Source organism: Rhizobium sp. 768_B6_N1_8, from assembly GCF_051811225.1.
Taxonomy (GTDB): domain Bacteria; phylum Pseudomonadota; class Alphaproteobacteria; order Rhizobiales; family Rhizobiaceae; genus Rhizobium.
Genome location: NZ_JBPWPV010000001.1, coordinates 3153830 through 3170188 on the forward strand (window position 1 = coordinate 3153830; position 16359 = coordinate 3170188).

Genomic DNA, 16359 nt, shown 5'->3' on the forward strand with positions numbered 1-16359 from the left:
CCGGGCCACAGGGTGGATCCCGGCCCGGCAATGGTCAAGCATGGAGAAAATTTAATCCCGACGCGGCTTGCGCGACCATCAGCGCGCCGCGATCGGCGCCGATTCTGGCAATGGCTTCAATGACGAGCCTACCACGAAAGGAATTCGACATGTCCGTTCTTCATAAGACAATGGCGGCGGGCCTGATTGCACTGACATTTGCCGGCGCTTCGCTGGCAACGGCCGGGACTGCAAACGCCCATTCCGGCAATGCCTTCTGGGGCGGCCTTGCCGGTGGTGTCGTCGGCGGCGTTGTGGGTGGAGCGATCGCCTCGCGTCCCGCTTACCCTGGACCCTATGCTTATTATCCACGACCTTATGCCTACTATCCGGCCTATCCCGCCTATTACGGTCCGCGCTACTGCCATCCCGAATGGCGTTACGATCGCTGGGGCCAGCCCTATCGCATTGAAGTCTGCAGGCGCTGAGGGCTTTCCCGGCTCCGCTTGACCTCCCACCAGCATCGGGCCATGCATCGCATGACCCGAGGGAGGAATGTGATGCCGGAACCACTCAAGAACCTTCTCCACCCGGCGCTCGTACGCGCGATGGCTGAGATCATCGCCGCCAACGCGCCCTCCTTCGACCGCGACCGCTTCACCGCACTTGCAACTGATGGCATCGAATCGCTGGAGCTCATGGAGCGCGCAGCACTGATCCGCGACGCGCTCTTTGCGACCCTGCCCGAAAACTTCCCCGAGGCGGCAGCCATTCTCGCTGCAAGCCTGCCGACCACCGGCAAGATTGGGCTGACGGGCTGGATGCTGCTGCCCATCAATCAGTTCATCGCGGCGCGCGGCATCAGAGATTTCGATATCGGTCTTGACCTTCTGAAAGCGCTGACGCCGCATTTCACGGCGGAGTTCGGCATCCGCCAGTTCATCCATCAGGATCAACAGCGAGCGCTGGCGACGATCGCTCGCTGGGTCGATGACGCCAACCACCATGTCCGCCGGCTGGCGAGCGAAGGCACCCGCCCGCGCCTGCCCTGGGCGATGCGCCTGCCGCAGTTGATCAAGGACCCTTCTCCCATCCTGCCGATTCTGACTGCGCTGATGGACGATCCCGAAGACTATGTTCGCCGTTCAGTGGCAAACAGCCTGAACGATATCGCCAAGAATCATCCGGATCTCGTCGCGTCCTTCATCGCCGAGCATATCGAAGGCGCTTCTGCCGAGCGCCGCTGGCTGCTGAAACATGCTTCCCGCACCCTTCTGAAAAAGGGCCATGCCCGGGCGCTCGCCAACTTCGGCTTCGGCGCGGCCGCTTCGCTGGAGTGCAATTTGCTGCTCGCGAACCCGGCAGTGCTTTTCGGCGAAGGGCTGGATTTCGAGATCCGCCTGCGCAATGCCGGCGATATCGCGCAATCCCTGATGATCGACTACGCGATCCACCATGTGAAGGCCGACGGCTCGCTCTCTCCCAAGGTCTTCAAATGGAAGACCGTCACGCTGGAAGCGGGCGAAGACCATATCGTGCAGCGCCGCCACGCCATGCGGCCGATCACGACGCGGCGCTACTATCCCGGCGAGCATCGCATCGTCATTCTCGTCAACGGCACCGAGACGGCCTCGGGAAATTTCGTCCTTTCCATGCCCTCTGAGGTCATTGTCGGCCGATCCCCTTGACTTTCAGTGGGAAATAGACCACATGGCGCTCAGCTTTCACCTTCCGGCCGCCGCGTGAGCGTGCCACTGCGATAGACGCTGAAGAAGGACAGAGCGCATTCTGATAATGCCGCACCCAAGAGCGGCAAGACGCGCTGGAAGCTTTTTCCAACTTACAAGTTCCCATTTCACGCGGGGTTCTTGACGCCAGATTAACACCGGACCGCATTCGGCGATCCGGCGTTTTCGTTTGGCGCGCCCTAAAAGGTTATGACTTGACCAATTTTGAATCGCTCGGTGTCTCCAAGCCGGTCGTCGCCACTCTGTTCCAGCTCGGCATCGAAACGCCGACGCCCATCCAGGAACAGGCTATCCCACTCCTCATTCAGGGCCGTGACCTGATCGGCCTTGCCCAGACCGGCACCGGCAAGACGGCCGCCTTCGGCCTGCCGCTCATCGAGCGCCTGCTCAAGGAAGAAAAGCGTCCCGACAACCGCTCGGTCCGCACGCTGATCCTGGCTCCGACACGCGAACTGGTGAACCAGATCGCCGACAGTCTCAGAAAATTCATCCGCAAGTCGCCGCTGCGCATCAACGTCGTCGTCGGCGGCGTCTCCATCAACAAGCAGCAGCTTCAACTCGAGCGCGGCTCCGACATCCTCGTTGCCACTCCCGGCCGCCTGCTTGATCTCTGCAACCGCAATGCCATTACACTGACGGCTGTGCGCTACCTCGTGCTCGATGAAGCCGACCAGATGCTCGATCTCGGCTTCGTGCATGACCTGCGCAAGATCGCCAAGATGGTGCCGAAGCGCCGTCAGACCATGCTCTTCTCGGCAACCATGCCGAAGGCGATTGCCGATCTCGCCGGCGACTACCTGACCGATCCGGTTACGGTCCAAGTGACGCCTCCGGGCAAGGCTGCCGACAAGGTCGAGCAGTATGTGCACTTCGTTCCCGGCAAGAACGACAAGACGGTTCTCTTGAAGAAGTCGCTGACCGAAAACCCTGATGGCCGCGCCATCGTCTTCCTGCGCACCAAGCACGGCGCTGAAAAGCTCGCCAAGCATCTGGAGCAGGTCGGCTATTCCGTCGCCTCCATCCATGGCAACAAGAGCCAGGGCCAGCGCGAACGTGCGCTGAAGGGCTTCCGCGACGGCGCCATCAAGACGCTGATCGCAACCGACGTCGCCGCTCGCGGCATCGATATCCCTGCCGTCAGCCACGTCTTCAACTACGACCTGCCGGAAGTGGCGGAAGCCTATGTCCACCGCATCGGCCGCACGGCCCGTGCCGGCCGCGATGGTATCGCAATTGCCTTCTGCGCACCCGACGAAGCCCGCCTGCTTCGCGACATCGAAAAGCTGATGGGCATTGACATTGCCGTTGCCAGCGGCGAACCGCCGGCTGACATGCGTGCCGCTCCCCGTGCCAACAATCGCGGCCGCGGCCAGAACCAGCAGCGCGGCCCAGGTGGTCGTGGTGAAGGTGGCCGTGGTGAAGGTGGTGAGCGTCGCGAAGGTGGCCGTCGTGAAGGCGGACGCAGCGAAACCCGCAATGGCAGCGGCCGGCCCGCCGGCCATGGTGACCGCCGTCCGCGTAACGATGGCGACGTCACTGAAGTCCGCGCCGGCGAAGAGCGCCGCGCCCGCCCTCAGCACAACAACCGCAATCAGGATTTCCGTGGCCAGCGCCGCAATGAGCAGGCTCCGGATCACGGCCCGGACAATGATCTGGTTTCGACCTCGGATTTCCGCCCTGCCCGCAATCAGCAGCAGCGCCCGGCTCAGCCGGCTGAGGCAACCGGTCATCATCGCGGTAACAAGCAGCACGTCCATGGCCGCCCGCCGCGCAATCACGGCGACCAGCAGCCGCAGGGCGAACAGCGCCGCGAAGGCAATGGCGGTCTGCGCCGCAAGGGCCGCAATGGCGGCGGCCCGCGTCGCGAACGCGCTTAAGCTAGTGATATCAGTGAGGGCCGGAGCGATCCGGCCCTTTTCTTTTGGCCGTCCTTCGGTCACCGGCACGGGCAGAGTTTGATCCGTCGCCCGGGCAGGAAATAATCACCTGCTCATCTTTTGTGCGCGATGTCAGGATTGACAGGAATCCGCCTCGCGCCAGATCTTGATAAATGCCCAGTTTTTCACCGGTTTTTCGCACTGCAGAAGATTTTATGAATCTTCCATGCGAACTGTGCATGGTTCTTGCATTGCCTTTTGCGTTGTATTCAAATGAAGAAAAAAGGGGAGCCACACCTTTGGCATTTGATGAAATGATCACCGGAGACGAAAGTCCCCGTACGCCATATGAAAAATACTTTGAGTGGTACAACAGCCAAGACCGGGCACATCTGATTTCAAAGTCCCGCGACGCTGAAAACATCTTCCGCAAAACCGGCATCACCTTCGCGGTTTACGGCCACGCCGACAGTTCCGAAAAGCTCATCCCCTTCGACATCATCCCGCGCATCATCTCCGCCCGCGAATGGCGAAAGCTCGCTCAGGGTATCGAGCAGCGGGTGATCGCGCTCAACGCTTTCCTCGATGATATCTACCACAAGCAGGAAATCATTCGCGCAGGCCGCATCCCGCGCGAGCTGATCGAAAAGAACGTTGCATTCCTGCCCGAGATGATCGGCTTCCGGCCGCCCGGCGGCGTCTACACTCATATCGTCGGCACGGATATCGTGCGCACCGGCGAGGACCAGTTCTATGTGCTGGAGGATAATGCCCGCACGCCCTCGGGCGTCAGCTACATGCTGGAAAACCGGGAAACCATGATGCAGATGTTCCCGGAGCTCTTCCATGAGAACAAGGTGCAGCGCGTCGAGGACTATCCCTATCTCCTGCGCCAGAGCCTGGCTTCGCTGGCACCTCCCGGCTGCAAGGGCAAGCCGCGCGTCGCCGTTCTGACGCCCGGTATCTATAATTCCGCCTATTATGAACATTCGTTCCTCGCCGACATGATGGGTGTTGAACTGGTCGAAGGCTCGGACCTGCGTGTCATCGACGGCAAGGTGAAGATGCGTACGACACGCGGCTATGAGGCGATCGACGTGCTCTATCGCCGCGTCGACGACGACTTCCTCGATCCCCTCACCTTCCGCCCGGAATCGGCCCTCGGCATTCCCGGCATCATGGATGTCTACCGCTCCGGCAATATCACCATCGCCAATGCACCCGGCACCGGTATTTCCGACGACAAGGCGATCTATTCCTACATGCCCGAGATCGTCGAGTTCTATACGGGCCGCAAGCCGATCCTCGAGAACGTGCCGACCTGGCGCTGTTCGGAAGCATCAAGCCTGAAATATGTGCTGGAGCACCTGGAAGAACTGGTCGTCAAGGAAGTGCACGGCTCCGGTGGCTACGGCATGCTCGTCGGCCCAACCGCTTCCAAGAAGGAACGCGCCGATTTCGCCGAGAAGCTGAAGGCAAAACCCAGCAACTACATTGCCCAGCCGACACTTTCGCTGTCCACCGTTCCGATCCTCGTCAACAAGGGTATCGCACCCCGCCATGTCGACCTGCGCCCTTACGTGCTGGTCTCCGACAAGGTGCAGATCATTCCGGGCGGGCTCACCCGCGTGGCGCTGAAGCAGGGCTCGCTGGTGGTCAATTCCAGCCAGGGCGGCGGCACCAAAGACACCTGGGTATTGGAGGACTGATGCTCGGAAGAACTGCAAACGGGCTCTACTGGATGTTCCGGTATATCGAGCGCGCCGAGAATATTGCACGTCTCGTGGATGCCGGCCTGCGCATGTCGCTGACGCGCAGCGACGCCGGTGATGACAATTGGGACGGCGTGCTGCAAAGCGCCGGCGTGCGCGAACTCTACGACGAGAGCCATTCGAAGCTGACCGGTCCTGATGTCATCGACTACATGTTGCGCGACCGCCAGAACGCGTCGAGCGTCATGTCCTGCATTGATTTCGGCCGCAACAACGCCCGCATGGTGCGCACCGCGCTGACACGCGAGACCTGGGAAGCGACCAACGAATGCTGGATCGATCTCAAGGAACTGCTGTCGAAAAAACTGAAGGCGGCAGAGCTGCCCGAGGTCATCGATGTCATCAAGCATCGCGCCGGCCTCATCCGCGGCGCCTTCCATGGTTCGATGCTGCGCAACGAGCTCTATAATTTCGCCCGCATCGGCACCTTCATCGAACGTGCGGACAATACGAGCCGCATCCTCGACGTGAAATATTACGTGCTGCTGCCCTCGATCTCGCAGGTAGGCTCTTCGGTCGACAACGTTCAGTGGGAATCGATCCTGCGTTCGGTCTCCGCCCACCGTTCCTATAGCTGGGCCTATGACGGCGAATACCGCGCCATGAACATTGCCGACTTCCTGATCCTGAACGGTCAGATGCCGCGTTCGCTCGCCTATAGCTACGAGAAGATCGTCAGCAACCTCGGTTACATCGCCAAGGATTACGGCGAGCGGCTGGCCGCACATGATACGGCGGATGCCATTCGCGCCACGCTGCAGACATTGAAGATAAAGGATGTCATGGATCAAGGTCTGCATGAGTTTCTCGAGGATTTCGTCGCTCAAAACAACAAGCTCGGCAGCGAAATCTCCGATGGCTACCGGTTCTATGCTTAAGCGGGTCAGATCATGAAACTGAAGATCAGCCACCTCACCGAATACCGCTACGACGAACCGGCGCAGTTTTCCCTGCAGCGGCTGCGCCTGACACCACCGACCGCGATCGGCCAGACCGTGCTCAACTGGTCCCTCCATGTCGAAGGCGCCAAGCCGGAAGTCGAATATGACGACCAGTTCGGCAACCATGTGAACCTCGTCTCGCTGGAAGGCGAACAGCAGGTGACGCGCATTGTCGCCGAAGGCGAGATCGAGACCGAAGACCGCAACGGCGTGACCGGCCCCCATACCGGCTTCTGCCCGCTCTGGCTCTTCCTGCGCGATACGCCGCTCACCAAGGCAGGCAAACTGGTAAAGGAACTGACCAAGGGCGTGAGCGGTGAGAACGATCTTGCCCGCATGCATGCGTTGATGGCGGCGATCCACGAGGCAGTGGAATACAAGCCCGGCACCAGCAGCACCGAAACCACTGCCGAACAGGCGCTGGAGAGGAAGACCGGCGTCTGCCAGGACCATGCCCATATCTTCGTCACCGCGGCGCGCGCCCTGGATATTCCGGCGCGCTACGTCTCCGGCTATCTGATGATGGAAGAAAAGGTCGATCAGGCTGCCACCCATGCCTGGGGCGAGGCGCATATTCCAGGCCTCGGCTGGGTCGGCTTCGATCCTGCCAACGAGATCTGCCCGGATGACCGCTATGTCCGCATGGCCTCCGGCCTCTGCTATCGCGATGCGGCTCCCGTGTCGGGCATGCGCATCGGCACTCCAGGTGAAAAACTGTCGGTCACCGTAAAGGTCGAGGACAGCGACCAGATGCAGAGCCAAAGCCAGAGCTGACAAAAGCAGCCAATTTGCCGCGGCTTCTCTGCGTGCCGAAACACGCAATAATTGCTGTTGCAACCAATTCTCTACTTCGAGCTAACCCGATCTTAAACCGGCTGGCGGAAGCTGTGCGCTCATAAGGCCCGCATTTGTGGGCACCGGCGCACAGCGCGCCGGCCTGTTTTGAGATTTCAGTAGGTCTTTTTATGTCTCTTCTTATTATCGATGACAGCAAATCCAGCCTGCTTGCCCTTGAAACCGCCGTCCGCCGCTTCGCCAGCTGCGAGATCGAAAGCTTCACCAATCCGCTGGAAGCCCTCGAGCGCGCGAGAACAGTCGAATTCGATCTCGTGCTGGTCGATTACATGATGCCCGAGCTCAACGGCATCACCGTGATCCACCGCCTGCGCAGCCAGCGCGGCTATGAAACCGTACCCATCGTGATGGTGACCTCCCAGACGGAACGCTCGGTGCGCCTGGAAGCGCTGGAGGCCGGCGCCACTGACTTCCTGGCGAAACCCTTCGATCCGCTGGAGCTCGAGGCCCGCATCCTCAATCTTCTCGCCCTGCGCAGCGCCCAGCTTGCCCTCGTCGACCGTGCCCGCTCGCTCGATCAGGCTTTCCGCCGTGCCACCGAACGAGCCGATATCCGCGAGCAGGAGATCGTCTGGTGTCTGGCGCAGGCCATGGCCTCGCGTGACGGCAATACCGGCGATCACATCGAACGTGTCGCCAACATCGCCGAACTGATTGCCGAAGGCCTCGGCATGGACCGCATCCAGCGCCGCAACATCTATCTCGCCGCGCCCCTGCACGATATCGGCAAGATCGGCATTCCCGACGCCATCCTGCAGAAGCCCGGCAAGCTGGAGCCGCATGAGATCGAGAAGATGCGCGAGCATGTACCGATCGGCGTTTCGATCCTGCGCAACAGTTCCGCCGAGCTTTCGCGCGTCGCCACCGCCATCATCGGCGGCCACCACGAAAAATGGGACGGCACGGGCTACCCGCAGGGCCTTGCCGGCGAACAGATACCGATCGAGGCCCGCATCGTCGCCGTTGCCGACGTCTTCGATGCGCTCTGCTCCGAGCGGCCCTACAAGCAGGCATGGCCGATCGACAAGGCCTACCGGGAAATCATCGCCTGCAGCGGCACCCATTTCGATCCGGCTTGCGTCGCCGCCTTCCACCGCAAATGGCCGGCGATCCGTATGCTCCTCGAACATGGCGCCGACGACGAGCGCCGCATGGCAGTCTCCAACGGCTAGATCCAGAGAATTTTCGGTGGATCGACATCGGCTTTCCCCAAGGCAGCAACTTGAGGCTCCAGTGCTAGCCAGCCGCAAGAACCTGGAGATGGCCGCGTGCGCCGTAGTTGAGGATCGCCTGATCGGCCGTAAGTAACGGTACACGATGAAAACGGGCGGTGGCTGCGATGATGCGATCGGCAGGGTCGGCATGAAACTCACCAGGGAGCCGAACGCTGTCTATCGCGATGGAAGGCTCAATCGGCGCGAGTTGGAGTCCGGGCAGAGACAGCGCGCTATCGATCCATCGCCCGACATCATCACCAAGCGCCAGGCGTCCCTTCTGCACAAGCATCGCGATTTCCCAAGGTGTAATTGCCGAAATCAGAATTCGGCTTTTCTCCGTCATCTCGTCGATGATGCGCCGGGCTTGTGAGCCGAGGCGTGCATCGTCCTGCATTGCCCAGACGAGGATATGCGTGTCGATGACGATCAACGAACCGCGTCCCAATCCTCTGGTTCAGCGACCGGAGACAGCGGATCGTCATAGCGCGATACGCTGCCCTTCATCGCACCGATGATGCTCTTGCGCCCGCTTGGCTCACGTGCCGGCGAAAGCACGGCAACCGGCTTGCCGCGCTTGGTGATGACGATAGATTCATCGTCGTTCCGCATCTGATCGATAAGGTTCAAGCATTTCGCCTTGAACTCCGCCGCGCCGACCATTTTTGACATGACCACATCCCCTGTACATTTGTACAGAATATAGCGTCATTTCGTTGTCGAGCAAGTGCAAAGAAAAGGCGGGGCTTTCACCCCGCCTCTTCAACGATCCCAATCTCGGATGCGTCCCCGCTTAGTGGCTGTCCCTGCCGACAGCACTTCCGCGACATCCCTTGAGGAAGTCGAGGTCGGCGCCGGTATCGGCACCTTCGACATGCTGCTGATGCAGGAAGGCGTAGCCGGACTTCGGCAGATCATGGTTCGGCTGCCACTCGGCGAGACGCTTTGCCAGTTCCTCTTCGGAAATGTCGAGATGCAGGCGGCGGTTCGGCACATCAAGCTCGATCATGTCGCCGTTTCTGACGACAGCAAGCGGGCCGCCGACAGCGGCTTCCGGCGAGGTATGCAGGACGACGGTACCGTAGGCGGTGCCGGACATGCGGGCGTCGGAAATGCGCACCATGTCGGTAATGCCCTTCTTGAGCACCTTCGGCGGCAGCCCCATATTGCCGACTTCGGCCATGCCCGGGTAGCCCTTCGGACCACAGTTCTTCATGACCATGATGCAGGTCTCGTCGATGTCGAGATTGTCATCGTTGATCTTGGCCTTGTAGTCGTCGATATCCTCGAAGACGACCGCCCTGCCCTTGTGCACCATCAGGTGCGGCGAGGCGGCCGAAGGCTTCAGCACCGCACCCTTCGGCGCGAGGTTGCCGCGCACCACGACGATACCGCCGGAAGAGGTCAGCGCCTTTTCAGCCGGCAGGATGACGTCTTCGTTCCAGTTGACGACGTCCTTGACTTCGTCCCAGACAGTCTCGCCCGAAACCGTCACCGCATCCTTGTGCAGCAGGCCGGCTTCGCCGAGGCGCTTCAGCACGACAGGCAGGCCGCCGGCATAGAAGAACTCTTCCATCAGGTACTTGCCCGACGGCATCAGGTTGACGATGGTCGGCACGTCGCGGCCGCAGCGGTCCCAGTCGTCGAGCGTCAGGTCGACGCCGACACGGCCGGCCATGGCCAGCAGGTGGATGACGGCATTGGTCGAACCGCCGATGGCCGCATTGGTGCGGATGGCGTTTTCGAAGGCCTGCTTGGTCATGATATCGGAAGGCTTCAGGTCGTCCTTGACCATCTGCACGATGCGGCGGCCGGTCAGCTGCGCCATCACCTTGCGGCGGGAATCGACACCCGGGATCGCGGCGTTGCCGGAGAGTGCCATGCCGAGCGCTTCAGCCATGGATGCCATGGTGGAAGCCGTGCCCATCGTGTTGCAGGTGCCCGACGAACGGCTCATCGACGCTTCGGCCTCGAGGAATTCGGCCTGCGTCATCTCGCCGGCCTTCACCATTTCGGAGAACTTCCAGAGATGCGTGCCCGAACCGACGCGTTCGCCGCGGAAATAGCCGTTCAGCATCGGACCGCCGGTGACGACGATCGATGGCAGGTCGACGGAGGCAGCACCCATCAGCAGCGACGGCGTGGTCTTGTCGCAGCCGACGAGCAGCACGCAGCCATCCATCGGCTGGCCGCGGATCGCTTCTTCGACGGCGAGTGCGGCAAGGTTGCGATACATCATCGCGGTCGGGCGGAAAGTATTTTCGGATGCCGAGAAGACCGGCACCTCGAGCGGGAAGCCGCCGGCTTCCCAGACACCAGCCTTCACCTTTTCGGCAAGCTCGCGCAGGTGACCGTTGCACGGCGTCATATCCGACCAGGTGTTGAGGATGCCGATGACCGGGCGGCCGTCGAACAGGTCGTGCGGATATCCCTGGTTCTTAAGCCAGCCGCGGTGGTAGATCACGTCGCGGCTCGTGCCGCCGTACCATTCCTGCGACCTCAGCTTGCGCGGCCATTCTGCTTTCTTCTTCATAATTTCTGTCCTTCAGGATATCCCCTGATCGCCTCGTACGATCAGGGTTATCGCACTTCGTCTCAAGCCAGCGTGTAGGCGGTCTTGACGGTTGTGTAGAATTCGGCGGCGTACTTGCCCTGCTCGCGCGGGCCGTAGGACGAGCCCTTGCGGCCGCCGAAGGGAACGTGGAAATCGACGCCGGCAGTCGGCAGGTTCACCATCACCATGCCGGCCTCGGAATTGCGCTTGAAATGCGTCGCATGCTTGAGGCTGGTCGTGGCAATACCGGCAGACAGGCCGAACGGCGTGTCGTTGGCAGTTGCCAGCGCCTCTTCGTAATCCTTCACGCGGATCACGGAAACGACGGGTCCGAAGATCTCTTCGCGCGAGATGCGCATCTGGTTGGTCGCTTCGGTAAAGAGCGTCGGCTGCAGGTAGAAGCCGGGTGTTTCGCGCGAGATGAGCTCGCCACCGAAGGCAAGCTTGGCGCCCTCTTCCTTGCCGATCTTGATATAATCGGTATCGGTCTGAAGCTGGCGGGCATCGACGACAGGGCCGATGTGGGTGCCGGGCTTCATGGCATTGTCGACGACGACGGTCTTCAGCTTTTCGGTGAGTGCTGCAACGAACTTGTCGTGGATGCCCTCGGTGACGATCAGCCGCGACGACGCCGTGCAGCGCTGGCCGGTGGAGAAGAAGCCGGAATTGGCAGCGGCCTCGACGGCCACGGTCAGGTCGGCGTCGTCGAGCACGACCATCGGGTTCTTGCCGCCCATTTCCAGCTGGAACTTGCGGTTATGCTCGATGGAGGAGGTGGCGACGCGCCTGCCCGTGCCTGTCGAACCGGTAAAGGTGATGCCGGCAATGTCGGGACTGTCGAGCATGGCCTGCCCCACGACCGAGCCCTTGCCCATGACGAGGTTCAGGACGCCCTTCGGCAGGCCCGCGCGGTGCAGGATATCCGCAATCGCCCAGGAACAGCCAGGAACCAGATCCGCCGGCTTGAAGACGACGGTGTTGCCGTAGCAGAGCGCCGGAGCGATCTTCCAGGCCGGAATGGCGATCGGGAAGTTCCAGGGCGTGATGATGCCGATGACACCGAGCGGCTCGCGAGTGATCTCGACGCCAATGTTGGGACGCACCGAGGGAACAACCTCGCCGGCAAGGCGCAGTGCTTCGCCTGCGAAGAATTCGAAGATCTGCGATGCGCGGATCGTTTCGCCGATCGCTTCGGGAAGCGTCTTGCCTTCCTCGCGGGCAAGCAGAGCACCAAGCTCGTCCTTGCGCGCCATGATCTCGTCGCCGGCCTTCTTCAGAATGACGTGGCGCTCCCAGATGCCGGAGCGCGACCAGGCAGGAAAGGCAGCCTTGGCAGCGGCGATCGCAGCCTTGGCGTCCTCGGCGCTCGCCTGAGCGTAGAGGCCGACGACCTCGTTCGTGTCGGACGGGTTGATATTCTCGGCGGCATTGGTGCCGGTCCATTCACCGGCGATGAGATTCTGATGGATAGTCATGGGCCTTGGAGCCTCCTCTATGACAAATGACCGGCCGCTTGCGTGGCGGCCGGTCTTGGAAATCAGAGCTGCTTGACGGCGATCTCTTCTTCGGCAGCAACCTTCAGCGGGTTGCGCAGCGGCAGACCGAAATCGGCCACCTCGATTTCAAAGACATCGCCCTCTTCCGCCTTGATGCCATCGGCAAAGGAAAGCGTCGCCGTACCGAACATATGTACATGCACATCACCCGGCACGCGGAAGAGGCCATATTTGAAATGGTGATATTCCAGATTGGCGAAAGTGTGCGACATGTTCGCTTCGCCCGACAGGAACGGCTTCTCGAAGATCACCTGGTTGCCGCGCTTGATGCGCGAGGTGCCACGGATATCCTCAGGAGCCACACCGATGCGGATTTCAGGACCGAAGCTTGCCGGACGCAGCTTGGAATGGGCGAGGAAGAGATAGTTGATCCGCTCGGTGACGTGGTCGGAAAACTCGTTCGACAGTGCAAAGCCGATACGGAACGGAGTGCCGTCCTTGGCGATGACATAGATGCCGGCCATCTCAGGCTCTTCGCCGCCGTCGAGCGCGAAGGACGGCGAAACGAGCGGAGCGCCCGGAGCAGCAGCGCCATAGCCATTGCCCTTGTAGAACCATTCGGGCTGCACGCCCTTCTGGCCGGCAGCCGGCTTGCCGCCTTCAAGACCCATCTTGAACATCTTCATGGAGTCGGTCAGCGTTTCCTCTGCCGCCTCGGAGGTCTTCTTGTGCATGGAATCGCGCGTCGCGGCGGAGCCCAGATGCGTCAGGCCCGTACCGGTCAGGTGCAGATGCGCGGCATCCGGATGGGTGATCGGCGGCAGGAAGCGTCCCTCGGCATAGGCCTTTTCAAGATCGACGGGTTCGCCATATCCGCGAGCCTCGATAACGGAAACGAGCGACTTGCCACTATCTGCGGCTTCCATCGCCAGAGCGTAGACGCTCACAGCACCCCTGACGGCCTTGGCGGCGGCACCCGGTTCGCGCACGGCGACGATGATCTCTCCGTTTGCGCCCTTGATCTGCGAAATAAGCACGGTCTTCATCCTTTTCGTTTGGCGATGACAAAGCTTCGCCGCTCCGGCTCCATCCGGAGCCGGAATTCAATTTTCATATGACTGCGATGCGGGGGCTGAGCCTAAACTCAGCCCTTGTTCTTATTATAGACGTCGAAGAAGACGGCAGCGAGAAGCACTGCACCCTTGACCATCTGCTGGGAGTCAGTGCCAAGGCCGTGGATCGACATGCCGTTGTTCATGATACCCATGATCAGAGCGCCGATGACAGCGCCGGTCACCTTGCCCACGCCGCCCTGTGCCGATGCGCCGCCGATGAAGCAGGCCGCGATCACGTCGAGCTCGAGGCCGAAGCCGCCCTTCGCCGTTGCCGAGTTGAGACGCAGCGCAACGATCAGACCAGCCAGACCGGCAAGCAGACCCATATTTGCGAAAGTGAGGAAGGTCAGCCGCTCGGTGTTGATACCGGAGAGCTTCGTTGCCTTCTCGTTACCGCCCATCGCGTAGATACGGCGGCCGATCGTCGTGCGACGCGTGATGAAAGCGTAAGCCGTGATCAGCACCAGCATGATGACGAGCACGTTCGGGAAGCCCTTGTAGATCGACAGCTGATAGCCGAGCGCCAGGATGGCGAGAGCGACGATGCCGTTCTGCGCAATGAAGAAGCCCAGAGGCTCGACGTCGTTGCCGTGCTTTTCGTTCGACTTGCGCGCGCGCCATGCCAGATAGACGAGGGTCACGGCGCCGATGACGGTCAGGATGATCGAGGTCGAGTTGATGCCGCCCATATCGAAAAGGTTGGGCAGGAAGCCGATGCTGATCAGCTGAAAGGCCGGAGGGAACGGACCGATGCTGGTGCCCGTTCCGGCTCCCGTCATCACGGTCAGTGTCAGGCCGCGGAAGACCAGCATGCCGGCGAGCGTAACGATGAAGGACGGGATCTTGTGATAGGCGACGAAATAACCCTGAACGCCGCCGACCAGCGCACCCACGGCCAGACAAATAACGGTCGCGAGCACATAGTTCATATGCCACTGCACCGTCATGACGGCGGCGATGGCGCCGATGAAACCGACGACGGAGCCGACCGAAAGATCGATATGGCCGGCAACGATCACCAGCAGCATGCCCAGCGCCATGACGACGATGAACGAGTTCTGCAGGATGATGTTCGTCAGGTTGAGCGGCCTGAAGAGAACGCCGCCGGTCGAGATCTGGAAGAACACCATGATCGCGATGAGCGCGATGAACATGCCGTATTCACGGATGTTGCCTCGAACAAATTCGCCGATGGAGACGACACGCCCTTGCTCGGTGATGGGTTGATTGATCGGCGTCATTGTTTCTTCTCTCCTGAGCGCATGATGGCGCGCATGATGGTTTCCTGGCTCGCTTCTCCCTTCGGCAGTTCCGCAACGATACGTCCTTCGTTCATGACGTAGATGCGGTCGCACGTACCAAGAAGCTCAGGCATTTCCGATGAAATCATCAGAACGCCTTTACCGTCAGCCGCGAGCTGGTTGATGATAGTATAGATTTCATATTTGGCGCCAACATCAATGCCGCGCGTCGGTTCGTCCAGGATCAACACTTCGGGATCCGAGAACAACCATTTCGACAGAACGACCTTTTGCTGGTTGCCGCCCGACAGGTTGACCGCTTCCTGGAAGATGCTGGAGGAACGAATGCGCAGCTTCGACCGATAGTCGGAGGCGACGCGCGATTCCCTTACACTGTCGATAACGGTGGCATTCGACACCGCTTCCAGATTGGCAAGCGTCGTGTTGTGAACGATTGTTTCGCCCAGCACGAGGCCAAGGTGTTTGCGGTCTTCGGTCACATAGGCGAGACCGGCGTCGATCGCCTTGCGCACCGTCGTCGTATCGACCTTCTTGCCGTCGACGAAGACGTCGCCGGTGATCTTGTGCCCATAGGACTTGCCGAAGACACTCATGGCGAATTCGGTGCGGCCGGCGCCCATCAGGCCCGCGATGCCGACGACCTCGCCCTTGCGGACATTCACGTTGATGTCGTGCAGGACCTGGCGGTCGCGATGCTGCTGGTGGAAGGCATTCCAGTTCCTGACTTCGAAGATCGTCTCGCCGATCGGCACGGAGCGCGGCGGATAACGGTCCGCGAGGTCTCGGCCCACCATGTTCTTGATGATGATGTCTTCGCTGATCTCGTCCTTGTGACAGTCGAGCGTCTTGACGGTCATGCCGTCGCGCAGGACCGTGATCTGGTCGGCGACCTTGCGGATCTCGTTCAGCTTGTGGGAAATGATGATCGAGGTGATGCCCTGCTTGCGGAATTCCATCAGCAGGGTGAGCAGCGCATCGGAATCGCTTTCGTTCAGCGATGCGGTAGGCTCGTCGAGAATGAGCAGCTTGACGCTCTTCGACAGTGCCTTGGCGATCTCGACGAGCTGCTGCTTGCCGACGCCGATGTCGGTGACGAGCGTGTTCGGAGATTCCGCCAGGCCCACCTTGGCGAGCAATTGCTTCGTGCGATTGAATGTATCGCCCCAGCTGATGACGCCGTTCTTGGCGTTTTCATTACCGAGGAAGATGTTTTCGCCGATTGAAAGCTGGGGTACCAGCGCCAGTTCCTGGTGGATGATGACGATACCGATTTCTTCGGAATCCTTCAGGACCCTGAAGTTGCGCACATCGCCTTCATAGACGATGTCGCCATCATAGCTTCCTGCCGGATAGACGCCGGAGAGCACCTTCATCAGGGTCGACTTGCCGGCCCCGTTTTCGCCCACCAATGCGTGGATCTCACCCTGACGAACCTTGAGGTTCACATTCTCGAGCGCCTTGACGCCCGGGAACGTCTTGGTGATGTTCCGCATTTCGAGGATTGTATTTTCCATGACTAAAAACCCAACGCCGCGATCAGAAATGA

Annotated in this window: 15 protein-coding genes; 7 read left to right on the forward strand and 8 right to left on the reverse strand. The window is 60.7% G+C overall.

Annotated features, from left to right (window positions below; genetic code table 11):
• The first annotated feature begins 149 nt into the window (after positions 1 to 149).
• The 3 genes from AB8B33_RS16210 to AB8B33_RS16220 all read left to right on the forward strand — a co-directional run bounded on the left by AB8B33_RS16210 (position 150) and on the right by AB8B33_RS16220 (position 3604).
• Positions 150 to 467 carry a hypothetical protein gene (locus AB8B33_RS16210; RefSeq protein WP_439016131.1) on the forward strand — a complete coding sequence of 106 codons (318 nt, stop codon included), beginning with the start codon at positions 150 to 152 and terminating at the stop codon, positions 465 to 467.
• A gap of 72 nt (positions 468 to 539) precedes the next feature.
• Positions 540 to 1667: a DNA alkylation repair protein gene (locus AB8B33_RS16215; RefSeq protein WP_439016132.1), complete on the forward strand. Its 1128-nt coding sequence runs from the start codon at positions 540 to 542 to the stop codon at positions 1665 to 1667.
• Positions 1668 to 1873: 206 nt separating this feature from the next.
• Positions 1874 to 3604: a DEAD/DEAH box helicase gene (locus AB8B33_RS16220; protein WP_439017263.1), complete on the forward strand. Its 1731-nt coding sequence runs from the start codon at positions 1874 to 1876 to the stop codon at positions 3602 to 3604.
• Positions 3605 to 3614: 10 nt separating this feature from the next.
• On the opposite strand, the gene AB8B33_RS16225 is transcribed toward AB8B33_RS16220, so the two are convergent.
• The gene (locus AB8B33_RS16225) at positions 3615 to 3926 is read right to left on the reverse strand and encodes a hypothetical protein (RefSeq protein WP_439016133.1); all 312 of its coding nucleotides are present in this window, start codon (positions 3924 to 3926) and stop codon (positions 3615 to 3617) included.
• On the opposite strand from AB8B33_RS16225, the gene AB8B33_RS16230 reads away from it, so the two are divergent.
• From AB8B33_RS16230 to AB8B33_RS16245, 4 genes are all read left to right on the forward strand, one after another.
• Entirely contained in the window at positions 3904 to 5313 is a 1410-nt protein-coding gene (locus tag AB8B33_RS16230) for a circularly permuted type 2 ATP-grasp protein (protein WP_439016134.1), read from the forward strand. The two genes, AB8B33_RS16225 and AB8B33_RS16230, sit on opposite strands and share 23 nt — an antisense overlap.
• Positions 5313 to 6254 carry an alpha-E domain-containing protein gene (locus AB8B33_RS16235; protein WP_113325156.1) on the forward strand — a complete coding sequence of 314 codons (942 nt, stop codon included), beginning with the start codon at positions 5313 to 5315 and terminating at the stop codon, positions 6252 to 6254. The genes AB8B33_RS16230 and AB8B33_RS16235 overlap by 1 nt, the downstream gene beginning before the upstream one ends.
• Before the next feature lie 12 nt (positions 6255 to 6266).
• On the forward strand, positions 6267 to 7091 hold the full coding sequence (locus tag AB8B33_RS16240) for a transglutaminase-like domain-containing protein (protein ID WP_113325155.1): 825 nt from the start codon (positions 6267 to 6269) through the stop codon (positions 7089 to 7091).
• 191 nt (positions 7092 to 7282) lie between these two features.
• Positions 7283 to 8344: an HD domain-containing phosphohydrolase gene (locus tag AB8B33_RS16245; RefSeq protein ID WP_439016135.1), complete on the forward strand. Its 1062-nt coding sequence runs from the start codon at positions 7283 to 7285 to the stop codon at positions 8342 to 8344.
• Between the two features lie 64 nt (positions 8345 to 8408).
• Here AB8B33_RS16245 and AB8B33_RS16250 read toward each other — a convergent pair whose 3' ends face one another.
• The 7 genes from AB8B33_RS16250 to mmsA form a co-directional block, all read right to left on the reverse strand.
• Positions 8409 to 8819 carry a type II toxin-antitoxin system VapC family toxin gene (locus tag AB8B33_RS16250; protein WP_113325153.1) on the reverse strand — a complete coding sequence of 137 codons (411 nt, stop codon included), beginning with the start codon at positions 8817 to 8819 and terminating at the stop codon, positions 8409 to 8411.
• Positions 8816 to 9058: a type II toxin-antitoxin system prevent-host-death family antitoxin gene (locus AB8B33_RS16255; RefSeq protein WP_113325152.1), complete on the reverse strand. Its 243-nt coding sequence runs from the start codon at positions 9056 to 9058 to the stop codon at positions 8816 to 8818. The genes AB8B33_RS16250 and AB8B33_RS16255 overlap by 4 nt, the downstream gene beginning before the upstream one ends.
• A 121-nt stretch (positions 9059 to 9179) precedes the next feature.
• Entirely contained in the window at positions 9180 to 10919 is a 1740-nt protein-coding gene (gene araD / locus AB8B33_RS16260) for an L-arabinonate dehydratase (RefSeq protein WP_113325151.1), read from the reverse strand.
• A 62-nt stretch (positions 10920 to 10981) separates the two neighbouring features.
• A complete protein-coding gene (locus AB8B33_RS16265; RefSeq protein ID WP_439016136.1) occupies positions 10982 to 12415 on the reverse strand; it encodes an aldehyde dehydrogenase family protein in 1434 nt (477 codons plus the stop codon).
• Between the two features lie 62 nt (positions 12416 to 12477).
• Entirely contained in the window at positions 12478 to 13473 is a 996-nt protein-coding gene (gene araD1 / locus AB8B33_RS16270; protein WP_439016137.1) for an AraD1 family protein, read from the reverse strand.
• A gap of 107 nt (positions 13474 to 13580) precedes the next feature.
• Positions 13581 to 14792, reverse strand: coding sequence for a multiple monosaccharide ABC transporter permease (gene mmsB / locus AB8B33_RS16275; RefSeq protein WP_113325148.1), 1212 nt, complete (start codon positions 14790 to 14792; stop codon positions 13581 to 13583).
• On the reverse strand, positions 14789 to 16327 hold the full coding sequence (mmsA, locus tag AB8B33_RS16280) for a multiple monosaccharide ABC transporter ATP-binding protein (protein WP_113325161.1): 1539 nt from the start codon (positions 16325 to 16327) through the stop codon (positions 14789 to 14791). Before mmsA ends, mmsB begins: the two co-directional genes overlap by 4 nt.
• Positions 16328 to 16359 lie beyond the last annotated feature (32 nt).